Here is a 24,386-nt window from a genome sequence, read left to right as displayed (position 1 = left end):
GTAAGATAAATGATAAATAAAACTGCAATGTTAGGAGAGTCTTATGGAGTTGAAGGAGACAACGATTTCTTCGGAGAAAATATACGACGGCATTATTATATCGGTAGAAAAAGACACGGTGCGCCTGCCAAACGGCAATACCTCAGTCCGCGAGGTGGTGCGGCATCCGGGCGGTGTGTGCGTATGTGCGGTGGATGCGGACCTCAATTTGTTTTTTGTGAGGCAGTTCCGTTACCCCTACCAGATGGAAATTCTCGAGCTTCCCGCGGGAAAGCTGGATAAAGAAGGGGAAGATCCTTATGAAGGCGCGTTGCGCGAGCTAAAAGAGGAAACGGGGATTATTGCCGCGGATATGATGCCGCTTGGTGAAATATATCCCAGCGTGGGATTTACGGACGAAGTCATCCACCTGTACCTGGCGGTGAATATAGAGCAGAAGGAGCAGTGCCTTGACGAGGACGAATTCATCAATGTAGAGAAGATTCCGCTTGGAAAAGCGGTGGAGATGTCGTTGAAGGGAGAATTGCGCGACGCGAAAACAGTGGCGTGCGTGCTGAAGGCTTATATTATATTGGAACAGCTTCAGCGGGAAGCGGAGCAAAGCCAGGGGAAAGAACAATGACAACGCGAAGGATTTTGCCGGATGAGATTGAAAAAATGGGCACGATTTTCAAAATGCTCAGCGATGAAACGCGCCTGCGCATCATCTTTGCACTGAAAGGCGAGGAGCTTTGCGTTGCTCATTTGTGCGAGGCGGTGGGAATGGAACAGTCGGCGGTTTCCCACCAGCTGCGAAATTTGAAGGCAGCGCGCCTGATCAAAAGCAGGAAGGATGGGAAAAATGTTTATTACAGCCTTGACGACGAGCATGTGCTTCATGTGATCGACCAGGTGCTCGAGCATATCCGCCATTAATAGGTAATACAAAGCAGGCGTGTAACAGCGTCTGTTTTTTTGTCTGCGAAAAAATAAAATCATCTTTTTTACAGCAATTCAGAAAGAACATTACAGCACAGCGTATTAATTTATGGCGCCTCATGGTTGCGCCGCCGTTAAGGTTTGCTGCATAGCAAATGCCTGCTGCGCAACTATTTGGCAAATTACATTAAAATTTTTGCAAAAAGGGTTTACAAGGAAATGATATATGTTATAATACATATGAACGAATGAACATATATTCATGTGAAGGAGGAAAGTATGATGGCACAAAAACACACGCATGAACACGATCACTGCCACGACGGGAGCTGTGGAAGCGGTCACGAAAAAAGCCATGAGCATATGCACGTCAGCGGAAACGGCGAATGCACCTGCGAGCTTGACGCGCATGACCATGATCATGAGGGAGGTTGTTCCTGCGGGCATGAGCACGCTCACGCGCTGGAGGGAACAAAGACATATTTTGCAAGGCTTATTACAGGCATTGTTATTTTTGCGCTGGGGTATATCCTGAAGAGTGTGTTTGAGCTTAATATATGGGTTGAATTTTCAATCTTTTTTGCAGCCTATCTTGTGCTTGGGTTTAACGTACTTGTTACGGCAGGAAAAAACATAGCGAAGGGCAAAGTATTCGACGAGAATTTTTTGATGACCATCGCGACCATAGGCGCATTTATTCTGGGAGACTTTGCGGAAGGTACGGCGGTGATGCTGTTTTACATGATTGGTGAAACGCTCTCTGATATGGCGGTTAATAAAAGCAGGAAATCCATTACAAAACTGATGGACATCAGGCCTGATTACGCGAATATCAAAATTGGGGACGAAGTAAAGCGCGTAGATCCGGCTGACGTCGCGGTAGGCGACGTGATCGTTGTAAAACCATTTGAGAAGGTACCGCTGGATGGAACGGTACTTTCGGGAACTTCGGCGCTTAACACAAGCGCGCTTACAGGGGAAAGCCTTCCCCGCGACATTGCCCAGGGCGATGAGGCGCTTGCCGGCAGCGTGAACGGCGGCGGACTTTTAGAGCTGCGTGTGGAGAAAACGTTTGGTGAATCCACTGCGGCAAAAATACTCGACCTGGTGGAGCATGCAGGAAGTAAAAAGGCGCATGCAGAGAAATTCATTACGAAATTCGCGCGCTATTATACGCCTGTCGTTTGTGCGGCGGCCCTTATTGTGGCAATCGTGCCTTCGCTTATAACGGGCGATTGGGCGACCTGGGTTTACCGCGCGCTCCTTTTCCTTGTAATATCCTGTCCGTGCGCGCTTGTGGTTTCGGTCCCGCTGACCTATTTCAGCGGTATTGGCGGCGCGTCGAAAAAAGGGATCCTGGTGAAGGGAGCCAATTACCTTGAAGCGCTCACTGAGGTGCGCGAGGTGGTGTTTGACAAAACGGGAACGCTCACAAAAGGTCAATTTGCAGTAAAGGCGGTATACCCGGCGGATGGCATCAAAAAGGATGCCGTGCTTGAGGCGGCAGCGGGCGCAGAGGCGGATTCATCCCATCCAATCGCAAAATCAGTGCTTGCGGCATTTGGCAGGCAGCCCGGGCAGCGCAGCGGATATGAGGAAATACCGGGCCATGGCGTAGAAGCCACCCTGATGGATGGAAGAAAGATTATTGCGGGAAACGCAAAGCTGATGGAGCGTGAGGGCGTTGTTTTCAAAACGCTGGACGAGCCGGGAACCGTACTTTATGTGGCACAGGACGGCAATTTCCTTGGAAGCATACTGATCGCGGACCAGATAAAGCCGGATGCAAAACAGGCCACGCAGGAGCTTCGGGGCATGGGCATTTCTACGGCAATGCTGACGGGCGACGCAAAGAGTATCGGGCAGGCTGTCGCCTCACAGGTTGGGATCGACGAAGCATATTGCGAGCTTCTGCCGCAGGATAAGGTGGAGGTGCTTGAGCAGATACAGCACGAAAAAGGACGCGTAGCGTTTGCAGGCGATGGCATCAACGATGCCCCGGTGCTTGCGCGGGCGGATGTTGGAATTGCAATGGGCGGCGTTGGAAGCGACGCGGCAATCGAAGCCGCGGATATTGTCCTTATGACGGACGAGCCGACAGGCGTACCGGATGCGGTACGGATATCGAAGAAAACGCGGCGTATTGTGTGGCAGAACATCATCTTTGCGCTTGCGGTGAAGGCTGTGTTTATGGTGCTGGGCGTAACGGGTATCATAGATATGTGGCTGGCGGTATTTGCGGATGTCGGCGTAACGCTGATTGCGGTATTGAACGCATTGCGGGCGTTGAAATCGTAAGGAAGCAGTTGGAAATAAGGAGTTCAAAAAACGGCACAGCCAAGGGTTGTGCCGTTTTTATGATGCAGGTATAAAATTGCAGCAGACAGGAAAGGGCAAACGCCGGGTGTCAGGCTGCTTCCTGGCGGGGCTCCCAGTCCTCGTCTATCAGGTAGGTTTGCGCGATCCCTGCAACGCGCTGGATTTCTGCGGAGTCAAAGGGACTGTTCAGCCCCGCGTTTGCGATATTCCCCAGAAATTCCGCGCTTTCTTCCCGGGCCAGAAGCTTGTTGTAGAGCGCAATGGCGGCCGGTTCATCCGTGAGGGAAAGCTCCCACAACTGGAGCGCGATGTCCGCAGAAGTCCCGTAAGAGATCGTATAAAGGGGATGGTTGTAAATATGGGGAATAGATACCCAGCCGTCGGCAAATGGATTGAAACCTTCCGCATCCAGTAGCCCAAACCGCTCGGACTGCTCTGTTGCAATTTCATTGATCCGGTCGACCGTGATCTCTTCCGGCGAAAGGGAATAGATTTCAAATTCCATTGCGACAAAAAAAGGTTGCTCTACCATGGCCTGAAAAATGCTCGAAAGCGTATCGTATCTTAATTCATAGCCGTCGTCTTCCCCAAAATACCCGGTATAATGATTGGAGACAAGAAGGTCGAGGGCCTGTGAAAAAATTTCAGCGGTATCCGTTGTTTCCGCCAGTTCGTCGCGGATCGAAAGATAGCTGTTGAAATGCCCGAATTCATGGTTCAGTGTAGAGATACTCCACTCGTCGTCTGAAAAAGTGAGGAAGACAAAAGGAGTGGAATAATCGAAAAGATAGACGGTGTAGGCGTACGGGTATTTGGAGGGCCTGATTTCGTAATCGCACAAACCATTGTCCAGCATTGCCTGAAAATTTTCCGCAAGCGCAGGATCCATTCCTGCAAGCGTTTCGTTCAGGAAACCGGAATAATCCGCGAAACCGATATCGATCTCAGGCAGATATTTTGCTCCATTCCCGGTGAGCCGGCGGTAGACCGGAGTCAGGTATTCTGCGACGTCGTCAAGAAAAGACTGCGCCATTTCCGGCGTATAGTCTAGATCGTTCCATTCGAACTGCATATCGATATAGCTGTCAAAGCCCAAAACTTCGGCAAGCTGCTGTCGCGTTTTGACAAGCTCGACATACAATTCGCCAAGCTTGGGATTATAAATGCCGTACCATAGATTGACCGCCTCCAGGTAAGCATCATAATCTGGGAAGGCTTCAATATCCGTGAGTGAGAGCTCCTGCCCGTCATAAAGGATTGTACTGGTGGAAAGCATTTCCGTATAATCGCTTATTAGCTGCGCTTCCTTTGCGTAAAGCGGTATCGATTCCTCCGTATACCATATGGTGTCGCCAAGATATTCAAAATAGTCTGCGTCCCATTCCTCCTCGATCTGTTCCTTGTAGGGGGAGGCATAGAGCGTGGAACAATAATTATCATAGGCCATACTTACGTCCGCGAAATGCGTGGAGGTATAGCCCTGTTCCTCCCGCCAGAATTCGTCCGACAGGTCCATATCGCTGTGGATGCTCGAAAGGGTATCCATCGTTTCAAAGTGATCGAACAATGCGTCGGCCTCGTTCGTAAGCTCTTTAAGCTCCTGCACGTCCACGCCGTTTTCGATCAGCTCCGCGATTTCATCGAGCCGCGAGACCGTGCCGTCGGCGTCCGGACGAGTATATTCCATTTCGGAAAACGGAACAATATGGTATTCCTTTTCCGGGTTTGGCGGAAGGGTTTCCATGGCGGACGGCTCTGCAGTGACGGATGCGCCGTATTCGACTGCCGTACTTTCCATAGCAGTGACGAGCCGCCTGTAAATGTCTGCACAGCCGGAAAGAGATGTGGCGCACAACATGAGCGCCGCCAAAAAAACAGCGGTCAGTTTCTTTTTCATAGTAGGGCCTCCTTAACGGTAATGCCTTGCGGTAAAGAAGTAAACGAGATATACAATACAGCCGGCAATCAGAGACCGCAGAAGCATTTGCCAGAAATCACCGGATTGGGTTGTGATATTCTGGTGGTAAACGCGCACCATCAGGATGCACGTTACCACGACCGTTATCAACTGTCCGATACAGAGGGCAATTTTAGCGATATGATATTGGATTTCCACATTGGTGCCGGATATTTTGACCGGGTAACGGTACAGCCGCGGAAAGCGCGATAACAAAAACAGGAGCCCGCACAGCCCTCCGCCAAGGCCAAACAAAATAAACAGCACAACACGCATTCCGTATTTTGCCACCAGGCCTTCCGAATCCGAAGGGGGAGGGGGCATGGGAAGGATGCTTGCCGTCATCGCGAAGGTGACGATCATGCAGACAATGCTGATAAAAGTGGCCCACTCCAAAAAGAAACGCCAGTTCCGGAGTGCGCGCAGGCTGCTTTCTTTCATACTTTAACCACGCAAATCGATAAAGCCGGAAGCGTCGATACTGCCATCTTCAAAGGTGCCCATATCCTCCAGGATACGCAGGGAAGCATCCAGCACATAAAACATGAGGGGACATCCGCTGCCTTCCCCCAGCCGCATATCGAGCGAAAGCGCGGGAGAGAGGCCGAGCGCACGAGCAATGGCCGTATAACCCTGCTCGTAGCTTTTATGCGAAGCAAACATATATAATACGCTTTGGGGCGCGATGCGCTTTGCGCACAGCGCGGCGCATGCCGAAATAAAGCCGTCGATTACAACAGGTATTTTGAAATGCGCACACGCGAGATAAGCCCCTGTCATAGCGGCGATGTCAAGCCCGCCAACCTTTGCGATCACGTCTACGGAATCCTTGGGATCAGGATCGTTTTTTTGGATCGCCGTTTCGATTGCAGATATCTTCTTTCGGTATTGCTCCTCAGAAATTCCCGCACCCCTGCCGGTCATTTTTTCCACCGGCTTTTTGAGGAGCACGGATGCAACGGCAGACGTAGAAGAAGTGTTGCAGATGCCCATTTCCCCCAGGCCAATGATATCGTAATCCGTACGCCCGGCAACGGCCCTGTAGCCAATCTCCATTGCTTTTTCGCACTGCTCGCGCGTCATAGCGGGCTCTTTTACCATGTTGTTGGTGCCGTACATCACTACGCTGTCGATCACGTTTTTGTGCTTCAGGCGTTTTGCAATACCGACGTTATAGACAAACACCTGGGCGTTTGCCTGAGCGGCAAGCACGCTCACCCCTGCGATGCCGTTTGCAATATTGAGCGTTTGCATGGGAGTGACTTCCTGTGGCACGGGCGTAATTCCCTCATCGTAAATACCGTTATCCGCCGCGAAAACAAGCACGGCGCGTTTGGCGAGCGTTCCGCCCATAAACCCGCGGATCCCTGCAAGGCGTACGGCGTAATCCTCCAACTTTCCCAAACTGCCAAGCGGCTTGGAAAGGGAATCCACACGGCGGCGGGCCTCGTCCATTACACTTTGGAGGGGAGGCGTTATCTTTTTGTAATCAATCGTATCGGCTGGCAAATGATTTTCCTCCGTTTTTCTTTTTTGTTACGTCTAGTATGGCACAAACGGAAAGCAGATTTCAAGATGTATCTTTTCTATTTCATAAGCGAATCAGGTTAAGATAAAAAAGACGGCATACCGGAAAACCGGTAAGCCGTCTTTAAACGCAAAACTGCCCTTTCAGGACATTGTTGATTGGGAGCGCATGGTCAGAAGACCAGCTTGTCCTCCAGGAACTTTTGCACCTGATCCATTGCGATACGCTCCTGCTGCATGGTGTCGCGGTCGCGCACTGTGACGCACTTGTCGTCAAGCGTTTCGAAATCGACGGTGATGCAGTAGGGCGTTCCGATCTCATCCTCACGGCGGTAGCGTTTGCCAATCGAGCCTGCAAGGTCGTAATCCACATTAAAATGCCTGGAAAGATCGGCAAACAGCTTATCGGACGTTTCCGAAAGCTTCTTTTGCAGCGGAAGAACCGCGGCCTTAAACGGCGCAAGCGCTGGATGCAGGTGCATCACGATACGCGTATCGCCGTTTTCGAGCGTTTCCTCATCATATGCCTCGCACAGGAAGGCAAGGGCAACGCGGTCTGCGCCCAGCGAGGGTTCGATGCAGTAGGGAACGTATTTTTCGTTGGTAACCGGATCGAGGTATTCAAGGCTCTCTCCTGAGTGCGCCATATGTGCTTTCAGGTCAAAATCGGTTCTGTCTGCAATCCCCCAAAGCTCTCCCCAGCCAAATGGGAAGCGGTATTCGATATCCGTAGTCGCATTGGAATAATGGGAAAGCTCCTCTGGCGCATGGTCGCGCAGCTTGAGGTTTTCATCGTCTATTCCAAGGGAAAGCAGCCAGTTGTGGCAATAGTCCTTCCAATATTTGAACCATTCAAATTCTTCTTTCGGATCGCAGAAAAATTCAAGCTCCATCTGCTCAAATTCACGAATGCGGAAAATAAAGTTTCCGGGCGTGATTTCGTTCCGGAAGGATTTACCAACCTGTCCGATCCCCATCGGCATTTTACGGCGTGTGGTACGCAGTACGTTTTTAAAGTTTACAAAGATGCCCTGCGCCGTTTCCGGACGGAGGTAAATCTGCGCCGCGGTATCTTCGTTAACGCCCTGGAAGGTCTTGAACATCAGGTTAAACTGGCGTATGGGCGTAAAATCTTTTTTGCCGCAGGACGGACAAACGATGTTTTCGGCAATAAACGCCTCCATTTCTTCCTTGCTCATCGCTTCGACACTGCCGATGTCAAGGTCGTTTTCCGCAGCATAGTCCTCGATCAGCTTATCCGCGCGGAAACGTTCCTTGCAGCTTTTGCAGTCCATGAGCGGATCATTAAAGCCGCCCACATGTCCGGAAGCCACCCATGTTTCCGGGTTCATGAGAATCGCGCTGTCAAGGCCCACGTTGTACGGGCATTCCTGCACGAATTTTTGCCACCATGCGCGCTTGACGTTGTTTTTAAATTCAACGCCCAGCGGGCCGTAATCCCACGAGTTTGCAAGGCCGCCGTAAATTTCCGAGCCCGGGAATACAAAGCCGCGGCCTTTGGCAAGCGCCACAATTTTTTCCATTGTTTTTTCCATCTGAAAAACCTCCATTTTATAACAGAGCGCGAGCATGCGTGCTGGTATTTTATACACGGTACGGGAAAATAAAAAAATCCTTCATCCCATGCAAGGGACGAAAGATTACTTCCGCGGTTCCACCCTAGTTGACTCCCAAAACGGGAATCCGCTTTCAAACCATGCGCTTTTGTCGAGCGGGACGCCACTCCCGCAAAACGCTCCTTGATTCACTTTTTCTATCAAATATCATAACAATTTTTAAAGAGGAATTCAACATTTATTTTTATTGTGGTATACTATTAAAATATTCAAAAAAAGTCATTATTCGGGAAATGGGGAATTACTATGAGCGGTTTGCAGCTTTTTGGATTGATTACCGTGTGCGTGACAGCCGGGATTTTCATTGTCTGCATGATTCTATACTGCATCATACAGCAAAAAAGGCATTTTTTATGTCCGCATTGCAAAACGAGGTTCAAGGTATCCGGTTTGCGTAGTTTTTTCGTTTCACGGCAGGGAACGGACAGGCTGCTGACCTGCCCGCATTGCGGGATGAGCTCCTATATGGAAAATATTCCGGATGAAGAATATCATAAACAGCAGGAAGATACAAAGCGGGGGGAACAGGAAAAATGATGGCTTTGCTCATTGGCCTCGGCGGCTTCGCGGGAGCAGTCAGCCGCTATGGAATGAACCTTCTCACCAAAAACATTTCGGGATCGTTCCCTTGGGGGACAATGCTTGTCAACATCGCCGGATCGTTTTTGATCGGCATTATTTTTCAGCTGTCGTTGCAGTCGCGCATCGATGAACGCATAACCAAAACGCTCATGGTGGGCGTCATGGGGGGCTTCACTACATTTTCGAGTTTTTCCCTCGAAACGCTGGGATTGCTTGAGGACGGCAGGATACTGTTTGCAGTGATCAACGCCGTCATAAGCGTTGCAGCGTGCATATTTGCCGCATGGCTGGGAAAAACGCTTGTAAGGGGTATATAAGCAAGATAAATTCATGTTCACGAAACTGACTTCCAATCGGAAGCCGGGTATATTTGATATACAAACGATCTTTTTATCCAGATGCCTGAATGACGGCTGAAAAAACAAAAGCCGCCACTTTCATACACGGTATCCGGTATTTCTGTATTGTCAGGAGACCGGATTTTATTTCAGTATCGATACAAAAAGGAGTTTACAGCATGAGTCAGAACATTTGGGGATATGTCCGTGTATCCACGAGGGATCAGAACGAAGACCGTCAGATGATTGCAATGAGTGAATTTGACGTGCCGGAAAAAAACATTTATCTGGACAAACTGAGTGGAAAAGATTTTAATCGTCCTGCATACCGCCGCCTGCTGCGAAAAATGAAGGAAGCAGATTTGCTGGTTATCAAAAGCATCGACCGGCTGGGGCGTAACTATGACGAAATTCTCGAGCAGTGGCGTATTATCACGAAAGAAAAAAAAGTGGAGGTCGTGGTGCTCGATATGCCGCTGCTCGACACGAGGAAGGGCAGGGACCTTACCGGCACGCTGATTGCGGATATCGTACTGCAGCTTTTGTCCTATGTCGCGCAGACAGAGCGTGAAAATATCCGCCAGCGGCAGGCGGAAGGGATTGCGGCTGCAAAACAGCGCGGGGTAAAGTTCGGCAGGCCGCCAAAGCCTGTACCGGACGAGTTTTTTGAGCTGAAGGAGCAATGGTTCCGCAGGGAGATTTCATCGCGGCAGGCGGCTGCAGCCATCGGTGTCGCGCAGGATACTTTTTTGCGGTGGACAAGGGAAAAACAGAAAAATACAGCTGTTGCAAAATGAAGAAAACATCAAAAAAAGACGGGATGAACCCGCCATTTTAAAGTCTCGAAATAATTTTTACGAGGGACTATTCAGTTCAGGACGATCACCGATACGTTCAGTATCGTCGCGATCGCGAGCCATATCAAATAAGGAATCAGCAAATAGAAGCTGGGCGTTACCTGCCTTACGTTCCGCATCAGAATGATCAGGTTTACGACAAGCGCAATCATGATAACGAGCGCCGATACCGGATTGTAAAGCATGAAAAAAACCGGCGACCAGAGCGCGTTGATAATGATGTTCAGGATATACCCTGCGGCTGCGCCCTTTGGCGCGTGGAGCCTTGTGATTGCGTACGCAAAGGAAATAGCGAGCAAAACATAGAGGATCGTCCAGATCAGGCCGAACGCCCACGGCGGCGGCTGGAGGGGAGACAGCGTAAGCCCCTGGTACCAGGCGGTTGACGTATCGGTTGCAAGCGAAGCGATCACCGCGCCCGCTGCTGTTATGATGACGGCTATAACGGCCCTGACGCTCCTCATCTTTTTTTCGTGTTTTCGTTCTTCCATTTGATACGTCATTACAAACATTGTTTTATTTCCTTTAAACACTATATTCATCCATGCAACGATTGATTTGTGCTGCATGCCCTGTGGAATCTGCGATAATTCCTTGCAAAACCGCCTTCATTATTGCTATAATATAACGTAATTGTGAAAACAGCTTTCGGCGACATTATGATACACCATAAGCCGCACGGATAAACGCTGATGTCACGAAATATTTTATCTAATGTAGGGTATTTGCCATGCGGCGAAACCTGAGCGGAGGAAACTATGAAAACAAAAACGAGATCTCTTACACTGATGGCTATCCTGATTGCGGTGATGCTCCTGATGGGATACGTGCCCAACCTCGGATTTATTATGATCGGGCCGATTTCAATCACGCTGATGTGCATTCCGGTGATCATCGCAACGCTGGTGCTTGGGCTGAAAACCGGGCTTATGATGGGGCTGCTGTTTGCAGTCATCAGCATATCAAAGATTTTTGTAATGCCGGACGCCTTTTCTGCGATCGTGGTTGATGATTTTGGCAAATATGGCGTATTATATATGCTTTGCCTGCTGATTCCGCGGGTACTGATTCCTGTCACTACATGGGGAATGGGCAAGGCAATGAAAACAAAAAAAGAGTACGTGAATCTGGCAGTCGCCTCCCTTACGGGCTCTCTTACGAATACAGCGGTATATCTGATCCTCGTAAGCCTTACGCTTACGCCCCTTATCTGCACGTTTTACTCGGTGGATGCGGCAGGGGCCGTGGCGGTGATATGGGGGATCGTGCTTACAAACGGGCTTCCGGAGGCGGTATTTGCGACGCTGATCTGCCCGGCAATCGCGCGGGCGCTGAAAAAATCAGTACCGCCGATCATGACCGCAAGACAAAAGGAGATTGCATAGCAGATGATTTTTGTAATGGACGTTGGTAATACGAATATCAAGTGCGGGATGTTTCAGGGCGACGATCTCGTGCATTCTTTCCGCATCACGACTGATATCGATGCTACGTCGGACCAGTTCGGCATCCAGATGATCGACTTTTTCAACTACCTTGACCAGGTTCCGGAGGACATCGAGGGAATACTGATTTCGTCGGTTATTCCGTCGATCAACTATACGCTTGACCATATGGTGCGTGAGTATTTCAAAAAAAAGCCAATGTTTGTCGGCCCGGGGATCAAAACGGGTATCAATATAAAATACGATAACCCCAAAGAGCTCGGCACGGACCGGATCCTTACAGCGGTGGGGGCTTTCGAGCTTTACGGCGGGCCTGTAATCACCATTGATTTTGGCACTGCGACAAGCTTTGGAGCGATTTCGGAAAAAGGTGATTTTTTAGGCGGGGCGATCTGTCCGGGCCTTAAAATAACCTCGGAGGCGCTTACGAATTACACGGCGAATCTTCCAAGGATAGAGCTCAAACGTCCGCGCAAGGTGATTGGGCGAACTACCGTCACCTCGATGCAGTCAGGTATCATCCACGGCTATGTCGGACAGGTGCAATATATTATCGAGCGGATGAAGGAAGAGATGGGCGAAGCGAAGGTCGTTGCGACCGGAGGCTTTGCAGAGCTCATCGCGCAGGAAACGAATTGTATTGATGAAATCAGCCCGACGCTTACATTGATCGGACTGAATAAGATTTACAGGAAGAACTCTTAAACAGAAGAGAAGGAGCAAGGCAATGAAAGATATCAAAGTAGCGATACTCGGTATGGGAACGGTTGGCGGAGGAATTTACCAGCTGATCGAAAAGGAACAGAAAAACATCGAGCATAAGGAAAACATACATTTGGAGGTCAAAAAAACGCTGGCCCTCAATTATGCGGTGGATGTGCCGGACAGCAAGAAAGCAAAGGACATCGATGAAATTATTAACGATCCGGAAATCACAATCGTTGCGGAGGTGATGGGCGGGCTGAAGCCGTCCAAGGAATTTATCATCAAGGCGCTCGAAGCGGGGAAAACGGTCGTGTCCGCAAATAAGGACATGATCTCGCAAAACTGGCCGGATCTTGAGGCGGCGGCAAAGCGCGGAAACGCAGGTTTCTACTTTGAAGCGGCGGTCGGCGGCGGAATACCCATCCTGCGCGCCCTCAATGATTCCATGCAGGCCAACAGCATCGACAGGATATACGGAATCGTGAACGGTACGACCAACTATATCCTTACGAAAATGGACGACGAAGGCAGGGATTTTGACGATGTATTGAAAGAAGCGCAGGAGCTTGGATACGCGGAGGCGAATCCCACGAGCGATGTGGAGGGATACGACGCGCGCTATAAGCTGTCCATCCTTGCTTCCATGGCGTTCCATGCACGCGTGCCGGTGGATAAAATTTACTGCGAGGGAATTACGAAGATCACGAAGCTTGATATCGAGATCGGCCGCGAGCTTGGTTATGTGGTGAAGCTGCTGGCAATCGGCAAAAAAGACGAAAACGGTGAAATCGAGGTGCGTGTGCATCCCACGATGATCCCCAAAGACCATGCGCTTGCAAGCATCAAAGGATCGTTCAACGCGATCTTTATTAACGGCAGCGCGGTTGGCGAGATGATGTGGTATGGCAAGGGCGCGGGAGATTTCCCGACGGCAAGCGCACTTGTGTCGGACATGATCTATTCGGTCGGTGCGCCAAACCCCAGGTATGTGACGTTTGAAAATTCATACGATGCCAATCAGGTGAAATTCAACGACAACTGGCTCACAGAGTATTTCGTCCGCACGAATGTGCTCGATAAGCCGGGCGTGCTCGCAAAAATTGCGGGAATCCTTGGAAAACATGATGTGAGCATCGAAAGCGTCATCCAAAAAGGCGCAAAGAAGGGCGAGCAGTCGGCGCCGCTCATTCTGGTAACGCACAAAGCGCATGAGAAGGACCTGCAGAAGGCCATCGAGGAAATTAAGGAGCTTGACGCGGTGGTGAATGTTCCAAGCTGTATCCGCGTAGAGAAATAAAGGGGTTTATACAATCTGTTTCGGTAAAGGGAGTGGAAACAATGATTATTGGGAAGCATGAGGCAATCAAGGAAGAAAAACTGGGTGGCGAAGGAATCGGAAGCGCGCAGATGTACCACTGGCTCGGAGGAGAAAACTGCCCGAATCTTGGTTTGCTGGCAACAATAACGCTGGAGCCGGGCACAACGGTAAGCGACCATACGCATACCGGCGAAGCGGAAATCTATTATATCACACAGGGAGCAGGGGAATATAACGATAATGGAAAGACCGTTCCCGTAAAGGCAGGCGATGTGACAGTCTGCTATGACGGACAGACGCACGGACTCAAAAATACGGGCGATGGCGAGCTTTTGTTCCATGCTGTGATCGTAAAAGGATAACAAAGGCGGGGAAGGCATTCTCTCTGGGCGTTTTGCCCATATAATCAACAGGAGGGTTACTCATGGATTTAACATGGCTGTGGATTTTAATCGGCGTTGTAGCAGCGATCATTGTGATCATCGTGATCTGGTATATCGTCGCATACAACAATTTTATCAAAATGAAAAACAGCATCGAAGAGGCGTTTGCCACCATCGATGTTTATCTCAAAAAACGGTTTGACCTGATTCCGAACCTCGTGGAGACGGTAAAGGGTTACGCCGCCCACGAGCGTGGAACGCTTGACGAGGTGACCGCCGCAAGGAACAGCGTCGCAAACTCTTCGACAACGGAAGAACGGCTGCAAAACGAAAACATTCTTTCGGGAACGCTCAGGAGCCTGTTTGCCGTTGCGGAGGCGTATCCGGACCTTAAGGCGAATACAAACTTCCTCGACCTGCAAAACCAGCTCAACATGGTGGAGACAGACCTTGCAAACGCGCGTAAATATTATAACGCGAATGTGCGGATGTTTAACACCAAGCTGGAGACCTTCCCTACAAGGCTGATCGCAAAGAAGTTCAACTTTACAAAACAGCCGATGTACGAAGTGCCGAATGCGGCGGAGCGTGAGAACGTAAAGGTACAGTTCTAAAACAGGATATTGGCGGGGACGCGTCCCCGCAGGCTTTCGCAACCGCATCTTGTGGTTGCGAAACTGTTTTTGAGGGTAACAATTAAAAGTCTGGAGAGTAAAATGAAAAAACTGTTTTTGGTTTTGACTGTACTTCTTGTGCTGCTCATCCCGTCCTTCGCGTTTGCCGCGTCGGATTATACGATCTCGCAGGAAGATATCAAAATCAACGTAAATGAAAACAATACCTATGACATCACGGAAAACGTGACGGCGGAATTCCCGGAATTCTCGGCAAAGCATGGTATTACAAGGACAATCCCAACAGACGTTGAGCTGTCGCGCAGGATTGACGGGAATGTGGTGAAAAGCAGATACCGCGCGATTATTTCCAATATCGAATCAGACGGCCCATACCATACGGAAAGCGGCAACGCGGGCCTTACAATTTATTTTGGGGACGCTGACCTGACGGTGAGCGGCACGCAGAATTACAATTACAGCTACCGTTACGACATGGGCGACGACGGGCTTTCCTCGATGGATGAATTTTATTTCAATCTGATCGGCAGCGATAACCCGATACCGATTGAGGGAATGACCTTTGAAATCACCATGCCAAAGGAGTTCGATGCGTCAAAGGTCGGTTTTACGACCGGCGCGGCGGGCAACTCCGGATACAACGAAAACGCATTGAAATATACGGTTGACGGCAATACCATAAGGGGATCGATCAACCAGACGATTGCGCCTTATGAGGCTGTTACAATTCGTATTGAGCTTCCTGACGGCTATTTTGTCGGCGCGCGCAGCGCACAAAGCCTTTTGATGCCCTGCATCCTGATTGGCCTCGTTGTATTTGTGATCGTCGTACTTCTGTTTGTCACTGCGGGGAAAAAGAACCGCGAGGTACAGACCGTTGAATTTTATCCGCCGGAGGGTATGAACCCTGCGGATGTGGGATATATTATTGACGGTATCGTGGAGAACAAGGATGCCGTATCCCTTCTTATCTATTGGGCGGACCAGGGAAACCTTGAAATCCATCAGGAGGACAAGAAAAACGTTTCTTTTAAAAAGGTCAAAGACCTGCCGGATACGGCGAACGACTACGAACGGATTTTGTTCGATAAGATGTTCAGCGGCAGGGAGAGCATCAGCGTAAAGGATATGCAATATACGTTTTCAGATACGATTGCCGCTGTAAAATCGCGTATCAAGGATAAATATGAAATGGAGCAAAACCGCGTATTTACCAAAAAATCATTGCGGCGGCAAAGCTTTGCGGGCGCTTTTGCCGCATTCCCCATGGCATTGATGCTTGCGTTCAGCATTTACCTCGATTCCTACGAATTGTTTGCCGCAATCATACCGTGTGCGATTGCCTGGGTGTTTGGATGGGTGCTGACCTCAGGCCTGATTTCAAATGTCAACAAGTGGAAATCCGAAAAGCTTTCTACGAGAACAGGCTCTATGGTTTTGTTCACGGTGCTGGCAGTGGCATACCTTGCGATTGTCTCCCTGATGAGCGTTGATTTGTTTGGTATGATGGTAATTGTGCCGATGGCTATGACGATTGTTATGATGATCCTCGCGACGCAAATGAGAAGGCGTACCGAACGCGGCGCGCAGTGGGCGGGCCGTATTCTGGGGCTGAAACACTTTATCGAGACGGTGGAGGCGGACAAGCTGAAAATGCTGGTGAATGACGATCCGAAGTATTTTTACAATGTCCTGCCTTACGCATATGTGCTGGGCGTTTCGGACAAATGGGCGAAGCAGTTTGAAAGCATCGCAGTGGAACCGCCAAGCTGGTATTACGGCTATAACGGTTCGGTATTCACTACGATCTGGTTTGCGAGTATGCTCTCCAATACCATGTACTATACACAGCAGACGATGTCTGCGACCAAAGAAAGCTCCGGCGGTGGAATCGGCGGAGGCGGCGGCTTTGGCGGCGGCGGTTTCTCCGGTGGCGGAGGTGGCGGCGGAAGCTTCGGCAGCTGGTAACAGAAAAAAAGGACGGTCCGGGGCGGGAGCTCCGGACTTTTCATTATGTGATATCGTTCGAGACTCGAAGGCATGCGCACATATTGAACGATATCAGATAATTTCCTGTTTTATTTTAGAATGCGATACAGTATAATAAATCTAATACGATTTATTGCGAAAAGGGGAAACAATGGGTACCGTTCTCATCACAGGCGCATCGCGCGGAATCGGCAGGGCAGTGGCTCTTGCGTTTGCACGCCAGGGCTTTTGCGTTGCGGCAAATTACCATACGCATGAGCAACAGGCAAAAGAGCTTGGGGAAGAACTGCGTGCGCTTGGAGCCTGTGCAAGGCTTTTTCGGGCGGACGTATCGGATAAGGCGCAGGTAGACGCAATGTTTTTGAAAATCAGGCAGGATTTTGGCAGCGTTGATGTTCTGGTGAACAACGCCGGTATGGCGCAGCAAAAGCTGTTTACGGATATCACGGAAGAGGAATGGGACCGGATGTTCGATGTGAATATCAAAGGAATGTTCCACTGTGCAAAGGGCGTGCTGCCGGACATGATCAGCAGGAAAAAAGGAAAGATTATCAACGTATCGTCAATCTGGGGAATTGCGGGCGCATCCTGCGAGGTACATTATTCCGCTTCAAAGGCGGCGGTAATCGGCTTTACAAAGGCACTTGCAAAGGAGGTCGGCCCATCCGGCATCCAGGTAAACTGCGTTGCGCCCGGCGTGGTAGAGACCGATATGAACGCAGCGCTAAGTGAGGATATAAAAGAGGAATTAAGGGAAGAGACGCCGCTTGGGTGTATTGGCGAGCCGGACGACATCGCACAGGCGATTTTGTTTTTGGCAGAGGACCGCAGCCGGTTTATCACCGGGCAGGTCATAAGCCCCAACGGCGGTATCGTGATCTGAACCATAATGATATGACATCAATTTACAGGAGGATATAGAAATGAGAATCGAATCAAAATGCCTTCACGAAGGCTGGAAGCCTAAGAACGGCGAGCCGCACGCGCTGCCGATCTATCAGAGTACGACATACAATTACGATTCCACGGAACACATCGGGGACTTGTTCGACCTGAAGGCGGAAGGGTATTTTTACACTCGCCTTGCCAATCCTACGGTTGGCTATGTGGAAGAAAAGTTTGCCGCTCTTGAAGGCGGCGTGGGCGCGATGTGCACATCCTCCGGCCAGTCGGCGAATATGATTGCGCTGCTCAATATTATGGGAGCGGGAGACCACATGGTCTGTGCCTCAGAGATTTATGGCGGTACGATAAACCTGTTTTCCGTGACGCTTAAAAAGCTTGGAATCGAGTGTACCTTTGTCGATCAGGATGCGCCGGACGAAGAGCTTGAAAAGGCGTTCCGCCCCAATACGAAGCTCGTATTCGGTGAAACGATCGCCAATCCGGCGATTTCGGTTTTCGATATCGAACGGTTTGCAAACCTTGCGCATAAGCACGGCGTGCCGCTTATTGTAGACAATACGTTTGCCACGCCGATCCTGTGCAGGCCGTTTGAATTCGGGGCGGATATTGTGACGCATTCCACCTCAAAATATATGGACGGACACGCCGTGCAGCTTGGCGGCGTGATCATAGACAGCGGAAATTTTGACTGGAAGGATTACCCAGGCCTTACGCAGCCGGACGACAGCTATCACGGGGTAGTCTATACGGAAACGTTTGGCAAGCTCGCATACATCATGAAAGCGCGCGTGCAGCTGATGCGCGATATCGGCGCAAGCCCAACGGCCCATGCAGCGTTTCTCCTAAACCTCGGACTGGAGACGCTTGCGCTCCGTATGGAGCGGCATACGCAGAATGCGCAAAAGGTAGCGGAATTCCTGAGCACGCAGGATGCTGTGGAGTCTGTGAACTATCCGGGGCTCAAAGGCGACAAATATTACGATCTGGCGCAGAAATACCTGCCGCAGGGCGCCAGCGGAGTCGTGTCCTTTTCGCTTAGGGGAGGAAGGGATGCTGCCATAAAGTTTATGGACAGCCTCACGATGGCCTCTAATGTAGTCCATGTTGCAACGGTAAAAACATGCGTGCTGCATCCTGCGAGCGAAACGCACAGGCAGCTTACGGACGAACAGCTTGTGGCTGCGGGAATTACGCCGGGCATGATACGCTACTCTGTCGGTATCGAGAATATCGAGGATATCCTTGACGACCTCAAACGGGGTTTTGCACAAATCTAAAGTTCAGGAAAAGCCGTGTGGAAATTGAACGCACGGCTTTTTTATTCATAAAAGCACTTAAAAAATAAGATTTATAAAAGTGGTTGACAAATTCGTCCTGTCCGCATTATACTTTTGTAAACAGGAGGGTGGCGTTATGGCACAGGAAATCAACAACAGCAGGATGTTAAAAAAGGCAAACAGGCATCTTGTGCTGTGTACGCTGCGCGATAGCGATGCGCTTTCCGTAGAGGAGCTGGTGCAGCGCACCAGGCTGAGCAGGCCAACGGTGCTGAAGCTGCTCGGAGAGCTGGTGGAGGAAGGAATCGCCCAAAAAACCGGCTTGGGAGAATCCATGGGCGGAAGGCAGCCGATGCTGTATGCTTTGGATTTAAACCGGTATTTTGCGGTAGGGGTGGATTTTGAATTTCCACCGATCCGCGTCGTTTTTTCCGACCTTAAAGGTAATATCGTTTTTTCAAAACGCTGGGAGCAATCCTATGCGGATTCAATGGAGGATGTTTCACACGCCATTCTTTCTGCAATCCGCGAGGGACTTGAAAGCCTTGGAATCAGCGCAGGCAACGTGATTGGCGCAGGAATCGGCATCCCGGGGCTGGTAGACATCACAGAAAATAAGCCGATCAGCGTTGCGCGGATGCCCGGGGCAAAGGATATCGAAATCAGCAGCCTCATCGAACGGGACCTTGGAATCAAGACCTTTATCCGTAATGACGCACACCTGCTTGCTCTTGCAGACAGGAGCGCCTTTGCGGGCGTGAATAAAAATATGCTGTATGTAGCATTTCGTACGGGTATTGGTATGGCAGTATACCAGAAAGGCGCGCTGTATGAGGGTGAGTGTGGAAATTCAGGATACCTTGGGCACACGACCTTTGATAAAGACGGCGCGTTATGCACGTGCGGCAAGCGCGGATGCCTGGAGCTCTACTGCTCCAAGGTGACCATGTGCGGGCAGTATGCCGGGAAAACAGGGAAGAAAGAAGAATTCCGTGTGATCCTTGCGGAAGCCGCGGATGGAAAAGAACCCGCAAGGCAGATCGTACAGGAGGCGGCCCGGTGTTTTGGAATCGCGATTGCAAACGCGGTGAAGCTCTTTGATATTTCGCTTGTTGTGCTGGGAGACCTGCCGTATGTAGAAAATGATTTATTTCTCAGGACAATAAACAATGTAGTAAACGACTATGTTCCATACAGCAGGAATGGTAAAATCACCGTCCGGCGGGGAACGGTTGAGGAAGAAGCCTACGCCCTTGGGGGAAGTATTTTTGTTCTCGATCAATTCTTTAAAACGCCCAAGCTGAGGCTGAATGTGCAATAGATGGAAATGCGGCAAATTTTGTGCTTTCGGTGCAGCAATATTTTTTGCCAAGATATAAAACAACATTTACAAAAGTAGTTTAAATCGAGTGGACGCCATAAAATAACAGGAAGGAAAAAACAGATTTACCGGGACAGGCGCTGATAGCGCGCGGACAGAAGCAAGTATATATGGGAGGGGAAAGCATGGATAGGAGAGAAACCGTGAAAAGGGCAATTCATTTTGGAACGCCGGACAGGATACCGGTCTTTTTGTTCAGCGGAAACGCCTGCGATACGGATATCGTGCAGGTGGTGCTTGAACGATGGGATGCCGGCGAAAGCGGACGGGAAACCGAATGGGGATTTTTGTGGCAGAAGAGCGAGCAGGATACCAGTTCAATGGGCGTACCACAGGAGTACCTTCTGAAGGATTGGGACAATTACGAGAATTATGTGAACAATATTGCGCCTGATCCCTACGATAAGGAACGCTTTGAAGCGGTGCGCAAAATTGAGAAAGGCGACCGTTACCTGATGGGCAGCCTCTATCTTTCAGGGTTTACGGTCATGAGCTTCCTGCGCAGGTTCGAGCTGCTGATGATCGACATGTACGATATGCCCGAGCGGGTGGAACAGCTTGCGGATATTGTGTTTGGTTTTGAAAACGAGATCATCAGGCAAATGCCGGAGTATGGATTTGACGGGGTATCGCTTTTTGACGACTGGGGAATGCAGCAGTCTATGATGATTTCGCCGGAGTTATGGCGCAAATACTTCAAGAAGCGTTATGCAGACCAATTCGCGCTCGTGCATAGCCTTGGAATGGATGTATTTTTCCACACCTGCGGATATGTCGCCCCAATCATTGAAGACCTGATCGAGGCAGGCGTTGATATTCTGAATTTGGGACAGGCGGATATCAACGATATGAATATGCTCAAAGAAAAGTACAACGGCAGGCTTTGCTTCTGCCAGCCGATCAACTATCAGACCACAGGCATCAGCGGAACGAAGGAAGAGATTTACGCTGAAGCGCGGGAGATAAAGGAAACGTTTGCGTGTAAAAAGGGCGGGCTTATTGCAGAACTGTTTGATTATGAAGAAATGGGGTGGCAGCCCGAAAACCCGCGCAATACAGAATACCAGATCAGGGCATTTGAAGAAATACGATAGGAGCATGGAGGGGCAGGGAATGGACGTCTATTATTTGGGTGTAGAGATTGGCGGAACCAAACAGCAAATTGCCATAGGAAAGGCAGACGGGACGATTGTGGAGTTAGTCTGTGAAAAGGTTGCGCTCACAAAAGGCGCGCTTTCCATCCGTGAATGGCTTTTAGAAAAAGTGCCGGTGGTTACAGGGAAATACACAACGAATCATTCGCGTATCGCTGCCGCCTGTATTGGCTTTGGCGGCCCGATTGAGACAGGGACGGGAAAAGTGCTGATCTCTGTGCAGGTGGAGGGCTGGAAAGATTTTGAGCTGAAAACATGGTTCCAGAAACAATTTGGAGTGGATACATACGTTTTAAACGATACCGTGGCAGGCGGTTATGGCGAACTGGTTCTGGGAGCAGGCCGCGCTTCACAGAACTTCTTTTATACAAATATTGGCACAGGAATCGGCGGCGCATTTTTCATTGGCAGGAAATATTATGACGGTGCAGGCTGCGGTGCTGCCTATATGGGAAACACCTATATACCGGATCCATTCGCGCAGCGTGCCGGACAGGCAACCCGGCTCGAAAACATATGCTCAGGCGCAGCCATCGAAAGCCGGCTGCGGCAGCCGGGATATGTGGATGGCAGTTCGCTCCTCATGGAGCTTTGCGGCGGGGATGAAAAAATGCTCAGCTGCCGTATGCTTGGGGAAGCGGCAAAGCAGGGAGATGCGTTTGCACTTGGTGAAATTGACCTGTTTGCACGTTCCTACGCCATTGGCCTTGGAAATATGATGACGTCTGTCAGCCCGGATCTCGTCGCGATAGGCGGCGGCGTGGCAAACCTGGGGGAAATAATACTCGAACCTGTCAGGAAATATGTAAATGAAGTTGCGTTTATTTCAGTGCGGGGAAGATGCGAAATCGTACAGAGTGAATTGGCTGACCATGTCGTGATTGCAGGCGCAATCCTGTATGCGGCAGGCTGCAGCAAATTATAAAACAAGAAAGCGAGAAAAGAAATGGAAGGATTACAGAAACTGATCGAACAGGAAATACAACGGGTTGAGGAAGCGGAAAAGCAGCCAGCGAAAGAATACGAAGTCACGCTTCCTTTGGGGAAATATTGCGACCACACGGTGCTAAGGGCATATACGCCTGCTGATATCGTAAAGAAATTCTGCGCGGAGGCAAAAGAGTATGGCGCAGCGTCCGTATGCGTCAACCCAATCCAGGTTAAGCTGGTACATAGCGAGCTCGCGGGGACGGATATTAAGACGTGCTGTGTTATAGGCTTTCCCTTAGGGGCGAATACGCCTGCGGTAAAGGCATACGAGGCTGCCGAAGCTGTAAAGGACGGCGCGCAGGAGGTAGACATGGTGATTAACGTGGGCGCACTGCGCGACAAAAACTACGATCTGGTATTTGACGATATCAAAGGCGTGGTTGACGCGGCAAAAGGAAAGGCGCACGTGAAGGTAATTATTGAGACCTGTTATCTGACCAAAGAGGAAAAAATAGCGGCCTGCGTGCTTGCAAAAAAAGCGGGCGCGGATTACGTAAAAACGTCGAGCGGCATGGGAACAGGCGGCGCGACGCTGGAGGATGTACGGCTGATGAAGCTTACCGTCGGCGAAGATATGCTCGTCAAGGCCTCCACCGGCATCGATACGAAGGAAGATGTGATCGCCTTTGTAAAGGCGGGCGCAGTCCGTATGGGAACGAGTAAGCTGGTGCAGATTGTGACGGGAGATCCGTCGGCCTATAGCGCTTCAAAGGATAACCAGCCGCCAAAATTCGACTGAACGATTACGCAAAAAGCCGGCAACTGATTGCCGGCTTTTGTTTTTGTTATAAAAAATGAAAGACCTATTTAATATAATCCATCAGGCTTTCGCGTCCGATTCGCTTATCCAGATCGCGCAAAAGAGGCTCTGCGCTGTTTGCGCCAAGGCCAAAACGCTCTGCGCCCGCATCGATCATTTCAAGCATGGTATCTATATCGCGGATACCGCCGGAGGCCTTCACCCGGATGCTTTCGCCAACGGCGTCCTTCATAATGCGCACCATTTCAACCGTGGTTGCCTTGCCCTGGAAGCCCGTGCTGCTTTTTACCCATGCCGCACCGGACGCCGCGACGATTTCCGATGCCTTTGCAATCTGCACGTCGTCAAGCAATGCCGTTTCAATAATAACCTTAACAGGGATTTTTACCGCTTCGCACACGGCTGAAATATCCTGTTTTACATAATTTTTGTTGCCCGACAGGAATGCGCCGATATTCATTACCATATCGATTTCCTGGGCGCCCATAAGCTCGAGCTGCTTTGCCTCGTATACCTTTGTGGACGTAAGCTCGCCGCCGTATGGAAACCCTGTTACAGTGCCGTGAATGATATCCTCATAGCCAATCGTATTTTTGATGGTGTAAACAAGGTAGCAGGGCAATGTGATTGTGGATGCGCAGTGATAGGTTTTTGCGATATCACATACGCGGTCGATGTCTGAAAGACGCTCGCCAGCCGCCACCGCGCTGATGTCGATCATGCCGGGAAGTGTTTCTAATGGAAACATAGCGTGGATCCTCCGAATGTATTTTGAAAACAGTATTATCTTAAACCGAGATCGTTCGAGTGTCAATTAAAAAATGGAAGAAATTTGATAAAATTCGTTGTATAATGGAAAAAGCAAAGAAAGCGGGGCGAAGATGAAATGGATATTGACAAGGTTAAGGAGTTTTTTCAAAAAGACAGGTTTGTGCATGCCAATGGGATTGATATCGTAAGCGCAGGCGAAGGGACGTGCGAATGCGCGGCGGTGATTGCAGAAAGCCACCTGAACGCAGGAAACGTCGTGCAGGGCGGTATGATTTTTACGATTGCGGATTTTGCGTTTGCCGTTGCCTCAAACTGCAAGCATCCCAACGTAGTGTCGATGAACAACAACATCACGTATGTGCGCCCGCCCAAGGGGAAAACGCTGATAGCGCGTGCAAAAGAAATATCCGCCACACGAAAAACGTGCCTTTACGAGGTAGAGCTTACGGACGAGCTCGGCACGCAGGTTGCATTTATGACCGCCACGGGGTATATCAAGGGCGGAAGCATCGGACTGTAACAGAATAAGATATCCTG

At 50.0% G+C, this 24,386-nt stretch carries 25 protein-coding genes; 19 read left to right on the top strand and 6 right to left on the bottom strand.

Annotation, left to right across the window (positions count from 1 at the left end; translation table 11 throughout):
- Positions 1 to 43: 43 nt before the first annotated feature.
- The 3 genes from ACS5WU_RS09905 to ACS5WU_RS09895 all read left to right on the top strand — a co-directional run bounded on the left by ACS5WU_RS09905 (position 44) and on the right by ACS5WU_RS09895 (position 3,216).
- Complete coding sequence (locus tag ACS5WU_RS09905) at positions 44 to 622, top strand: NUDIX domain-containing protein (protein WP_046442774.1); 579 nt, start codon at positions 44 to 46, stop codon at positions 620 to 622.
- Positions 619 to 915: an ArsR/SmtB family transcription factor gene (locus tag ACS5WU_RS09900; RefSeq protein ID WP_197408882.1), complete on the top strand. Its 297-nt coding sequence runs from the start codon at positions 619 to 621 to the stop codon at positions 913 to 915. The genes ACS5WU_RS09905 and ACS5WU_RS09900 overlap by 4 nt, the downstream gene beginning before the upstream one ends.
- 282 nt (positions 916 to 1,197) lie before the next feature.
- Positions 1,198 to 3,216, top strand: a complete 2,019-nt coding sequence (locus ACS5WU_RS09895) for a heavy metal translocating P-type ATPase (RefSeq protein WP_302760492.1) — start codon at positions 1,198 to 1,200, stop codon at positions 3,214 to 3,216.
- A 109-nt stretch (positions 3,217 to 3,325) separates the two neighbouring features.
- On the opposite strand, the gene ACS5WU_RS09890 is transcribed toward ACS5WU_RS09895, so the two are convergent.
- The 4 genes from ACS5WU_RS09890 to ACS5WU_RS09875 all read right to left on the bottom strand — a co-directional run bounded on the left by ACS5WU_RS09890 (position 3,326) and on the right by ACS5WU_RS09875 (position 8,277).
- Positions 3,326 to 5,134 (bottom strand): M3 family metallopeptidase, encoded by a 1,809-nt coding sequence (locus tag ACS5WU_RS09890; protein ID WP_302760491.1) that lies wholly within the window; start codon positions 5,132 to 5,134, stop codon positions 3,326 to 3,328.
- A gap of 12 nt (positions 5,135 to 5,146) precedes the next feature.
- Positions 5,147 to 5,635, bottom strand: a complete 489-nt coding sequence (locus ACS5WU_RS09885; RefSeq protein WP_131924870.1) for a hypothetical protein — start codon at positions 5,633 to 5,635, stop codon at positions 5,147 to 5,149.
- Between the two features lie 3 nt (positions 5,636 to 5,638).
- Positions 5,639 to 6,703 (bottom strand): nicotinate-nucleotide--dimethylbenzimidazole phosphoribosyltransferase, encoded by a 1,065-nt coding sequence (gene cobT, locus ACS5WU_RS09880; RefSeq protein ID WP_302760490.1) that lies wholly within the window; start codon positions 6,701 to 6,703, stop codon positions 5,639 to 5,641.
- Positions 6,704 to 6,894: 191 nt separating this feature from the next.
- Positions 6,895 to 8,277: a glycine--tRNA ligase gene (locus ACS5WU_RS09875; RefSeq protein ID WP_046442772.1), complete on the bottom strand. Its 1,383-nt coding sequence runs from the start codon at positions 8,275 to 8,277 to the stop codon at positions 6,895 to 6,897.
- A gap of 327 nt (positions 8,278 to 8,604) precedes the next feature.
- Between ACS5WU_RS09875 and ACS5WU_RS09870 the strand changes: the two genes are divergently transcribed.
- The 3 genes from ACS5WU_RS09870 (at position 8,605) to ACS5WU_RS09860 (ending at position 10,075) form a co-directional block, all read left to right on the top strand.
- Complete coding sequence (locus tag ACS5WU_RS09870) at positions 8,605 to 8,895, top strand: hypothetical protein (RefSeq protein ID WP_059108696.1); 291 nt, start codon at positions 8,605 to 8,607, stop codon at positions 8,893 to 8,895.
- Positions 8,892 to 9,257: a fluoride efflux transporter CrcB gene (gene crcB, locus ACS5WU_RS09865; protein WP_046442770.1), complete on the top strand. Its 366-nt coding sequence runs from the start codon at positions 8,892 to 8,894 to the stop codon at positions 9,255 to 9,257. Before ACS5WU_RS09870 ends, crcB begins: the two co-directional genes overlap by 4 nt.
- Before the next feature lie 200 nt (positions 9,258 to 9,457).
- Positions 9,458 to 10,075: a recombinase family protein gene (locus ACS5WU_RS09860; RefSeq protein WP_046442769.1), complete on the top strand. Its 618-nt coding sequence runs from the start codon at positions 9,458 to 9,460 to the stop codon at positions 10,073 to 10,075.
- Between the two features lie 71 nt (positions 10,076 to 10,146).
- On the opposite strand, the gene ACS5WU_RS09855 is transcribed toward ACS5WU_RS09860, so the two are convergent.
- A complete protein-coding gene (locus ACS5WU_RS09855; RefSeq protein ID WP_197408883.1) occupies positions 10,147 to 10,647 on the bottom strand; it encodes a TspO/MBR family protein in 501 nt (166 codons plus the stop codon).
- A gap of 246 nt (positions 10,648 to 10,893) precedes the next feature.
- Here ACS5WU_RS09855 and ACS5WU_RS09850 point away from each other — a divergent pair, with 246 nt between their 5' ends.
- The 12 genes from ACS5WU_RS09850 (at position 10,894) to deoC (ACS5WU_RS09795) (ending at position 23,057) form a co-directional block, all read left to right on the top strand.
- A complete protein-coding gene (locus ACS5WU_RS09850; protein ID WP_046442768.1) occupies positions 10,894 to 11,520 on the top strand; it encodes an ECF transporter S component in 627 nt (208 codons plus the stop codon).
- A 3-nt stretch (positions 11,521 to 11,523) separates the two neighbouring features.
- Positions 11,524 to 12,285 carry a type III pantothenate kinase gene (locus ACS5WU_RS09845; protein WP_046442767.1) on the top strand — a complete coding sequence of 254 codons (762 nt, stop codon included), beginning with the start codon at positions 11,524 to 11,526 and terminating at the stop codon, positions 12,283 to 12,285.
- A 22-nt stretch (positions 12,286 to 12,307) separates the two neighbouring features.
- The gene (locus ACS5WU_RS09840) at positions 12,308 to 13,582 is read left to right on the top strand and encodes a homoserine dehydrogenase (protein ID WP_046442766.1); all 1,275 of its coding nucleotides are present in this window, start codon (positions 12,308 to 12,310) and stop codon (positions 13,580 to 13,582) included.
- A gap of 41 nt (positions 13,583 to 13,623) precedes the next feature.
- Positions 13,624 to 13,965 carry a cupin domain-containing protein gene (locus ACS5WU_RS09835; protein WP_052740293.1) on the top strand — a complete coding sequence of 114 codons (342 nt, stop codon included), beginning with the start codon at positions 13,624 to 13,626 and terminating at the stop codon, positions 13,963 to 13,965.
- A gap of 62 nt (positions 13,966 to 14,027) precedes the next feature.
- Positions 14,028 to 14,600: a LemA family protein gene (locus ACS5WU_RS09830; protein ID WP_046442765.1), complete on the top strand. Its 573-nt coding sequence runs from the start codon at positions 14,028 to 14,030 to the stop codon at positions 14,598 to 14,600.
- A 102-nt stretch (positions 14,601 to 14,702) separates the two neighbouring features.
- The gene (locus ACS5WU_RS09825; protein WP_046442764.1) at positions 14,703 to 16,589 is read left to right on the top strand and encodes a DUF2207 domain-containing protein; all 1,887 of its coding nucleotides are present in this window, start codon (positions 14,703 to 14,705) and stop codon (positions 16,587 to 16,589) included.
- A 172-nt stretch (positions 16,590 to 16,761) separates the two neighbouring features.
- Positions 16,762 to 17,493, top strand: a complete 732-nt coding sequence (gene ymfI, locus ACS5WU_RS09820; RefSeq protein WP_046442763.1) for an elongation factor P 5-aminopentanone reductase — start codon at positions 16,762 to 16,764, stop codon at positions 17,491 to 17,493.
- A gap of 40 nt (positions 17,494 to 17,533) precedes the next feature.
- Complete coding sequence (locus ACS5WU_RS09815) at positions 17,534 to 18,793, top strand: O-acetylhomoserine aminocarboxypropyltransferase/cysteine synthase family protein (protein WP_465089142.1); 1,260 nt, start codon at positions 17,534 to 17,536, stop codon at positions 18,791 to 18,793.
- A 136-nt stretch (positions 18,794 to 18,929) separates the two neighbouring features.
- Positions 18,930 to 20,114 (top strand): ROK family transcriptional regulator, encoded by a 1,185-nt coding sequence (locus ACS5WU_RS09810; RefSeq protein WP_465089141.1) that lies wholly within the window; start codon positions 18,930 to 18,932, stop codon positions 20,112 to 20,114.
- A gap of 185 nt (positions 20,115 to 20,299) precedes the next feature.
- Entirely contained in the window at positions 20,300 to 21,268 is a 969-nt protein-coding gene (locus ACS5WU_RS09805; RefSeq protein WP_052740291.1) for a uroporphyrinogen decarboxylase family protein, read from the top strand.
- 19 nt (positions 21,269 to 21,287) lie between these two features.
- On the top strand, positions 21,288 to 22,253 hold the full coding sequence (locus tag ACS5WU_RS09800; protein ID WP_302760062.1) for an ROK family protein: 966 nt from the start codon (positions 21,288 to 21,290) through the stop codon (positions 22,251 to 22,253).
- Positions 22,254 to 22,274: 21 nt separating this feature from the next.
- A complete protein-coding gene (gene deoC / locus ACS5WU_RS09795; protein WP_082103379.1) occupies positions 22,275 to 23,057 on the top strand; it encodes a deoxyribose-phosphate aldolase in 783 nt (260 codons plus the stop codon).
- A 64-nt stretch (positions 23,058 to 23,121) separates the two neighbouring features.
- On the opposite strand, the gene deoC (ACS5WU_RS09790) is transcribed toward deoC (ACS5WU_RS09795), so the two are convergent.
- Positions 23,122 to 23,826, bottom strand: coding sequence for a deoxyribose-phosphate aldolase (gene deoC / locus ACS5WU_RS09790; protein WP_052740287.1), 705 nt, complete (start codon positions 23,824 to 23,826; stop codon positions 23,122 to 23,124).
- 138 nt (positions 23,827 to 23,964) lie between these two features.
- Between deoC (ACS5WU_RS09790) and ACS5WU_RS09785 the strand changes: the two genes are divergently transcribed.
- Entirely contained in the window at positions 23,965 to 24,369 is a 405-nt protein-coding gene (locus tag ACS5WU_RS09785) for a PaaI family thioesterase (RefSeq protein WP_046442759.1), read from the top strand.
- Positions 24,370 to 24,386 lie beyond the last annotated feature (17 nt).

This window comes from Christensenella sp. KGMB01412 (assembly GCF_055522415.1).
The sequence above is the reverse complement of the archived record's forward strand: the minus strand, read 5'-3'. Positions and strand labels throughout refer to the sequence as shown.

Bases quoted from the DNA above. Each gene is read 5' to 3' on its own strand.
- ACS5WU_RS09905 (WP_046442774.1), top strand. From the start codon at position 44: ATGGAGTTGAAGGAGACAACGATTTCTTCGGAGAAAATATACGACGGC.
- ACS5WU_RS09900 (WP_197408882.1), top strand. From the start codon at position 619: ATGACAACGCGAAGGATTTTGCCGGATGAGATTGAAAAAATGGGCACG.
- ACS5WU_RS09895 (WP_302760492.1), top strand. From the start codon at position 1,198: ATGATGGCACAAAAACACACGCATGAACACGATCACTGCCACGACGGG.
- ACS5WU_RS09890 (WP_302760491.1), bottom strand. From the start codon at position 5,134: ATGAAAAAGAAACTGACCGCTGTTTTTTTGGCGGCGCTCATGTTGTGC.
- ACS5WU_RS09885 (WP_131924870.1), bottom strand. From the start codon at position 5,635: ATGAAAGAAAGCAGCCTGCGCGCACTCCGGAACTGGCGTTTCTTTTTG.
- ACS5WU_RS09875 (WP_046442772.1), bottom strand. From the start codon at position 8,277: ATGGAAAAAACAATGGAAAAAATTGTGGCGCTTGCCAAAGGCCGCGGC.
- ACS5WU_RS09870 (WP_059108696.1), top strand. From the start codon at position 8,605: ATGAGCGGTTTGCAGCTTTTTGGATTGATTACCGTGTGCGTGACAGCC.
- crcB (WP_046442770.1), top strand. From the start codon at position 8,892: ATGATGGCTTTGCTCATTGGCCTCGGCGGCTTCGCGGGAGCAGTCAGC.
- ACS5WU_RS09860 (WP_046442769.1), top strand. From the start codon at position 9,458: ATGAGTCAGAACATTTGGGGATATGTCCGTGTATCCACGAGGGATCAG.
- ACS5WU_RS09855 (WP_197408883.1), bottom strand. From the start codon at position 10,647: ATGTTTGTAATGACGTATCAAATGGAAGAACGAAAACACGAAAAAAAG.
- ACS5WU_RS09850 (WP_046442768.1), top strand. From the start codon at position 10,894: ATGAAAACAAAAACGAGATCTCTTACACTGATGGCTATCCTGATTGCG.
- ACS5WU_RS09845 (WP_046442767.1), top strand. From the start codon at position 11,524: ATGATTTTTGTAATGGACGTTGGTAATACGAATATCAAGTGCGGGATG.
- ACS5WU_RS09840 (WP_046442766.1), top strand. From the start codon at position 12,308: ATGAAAGATATCAAAGTAGCGATACTCGGTATGGGAACGGTTGGCGGA.
- ACS5WU_RS09835 (WP_052740293.1), top strand. From the start codon at position 13,624: ATGATTATTGGGAAGCATGAGGCAATCAAGGAAGAAAAACTGGGTGGC.
- ACS5WU_RS09830 (WP_046442765.1), top strand. From the start codon at position 14,028: ATGGATTTAACATGGCTGTGGATTTTAATCGGCGTTGTAGCAGCGATC.
- ACS5WU_RS09825 (WP_046442764.1), top strand. From the start codon at position 14,703: ATGAAAAAACTGTTTTTGGTTTTGACTGTACTTCTTGTGCTGCTCATC.
- ymfI (WP_046442763.1), top strand. From the start codon at position 16,762: ATGGGTACCGTTCTCATCACAGGCGCATCGCGCGGAATCGGCAGGGCA.
- ACS5WU_RS09815 (WP_465089142.1), top strand. From the start codon at position 17,534: ATGAGAATCGAATCAAAATGCCTTCACGAAGGCTGGAAGCCTAAGAAC.
- ACS5WU_RS09810 (WP_465089141.1), top strand. From the start codon at position 18,930: ATGGCACAGGAAATCAACAACAGCAGGATGTTAAAAAAGGCAAACAGG.
- ACS5WU_RS09805 (WP_052740291.1), top strand. From the start codon at position 20,300: ATGGATAGGAGAGAAACCGTGAAAAGGGCAATTCATTTTGGAACGCCG.
- ACS5WU_RS09800 (WP_302760062.1), top strand. From the start codon at position 21,288: ATGGACGTCTATTATTTGGGTGTAGAGATTGGCGGAACCAAACAGCAA.
- deoC (WP_082103379.1), top strand. From the start codon at position 22,275: ATGGAAGGATTACAGAAACTGATCGAACAGGAAATACAACGGGTTGAG.
- deoC (WP_052740287.1), bottom strand. From the start codon at position 23,826: ATGTTTCCATTAGAAACACTTCCCGGCATGATCGACATCAGCGCGGTG.
- ACS5WU_RS09785 (WP_046442759.1), top strand. From the start codon at position 23,965: ATGGATATTGACAAGGTTAAGGAGTTTTTTCAAAAAGACAGGTTTGTG.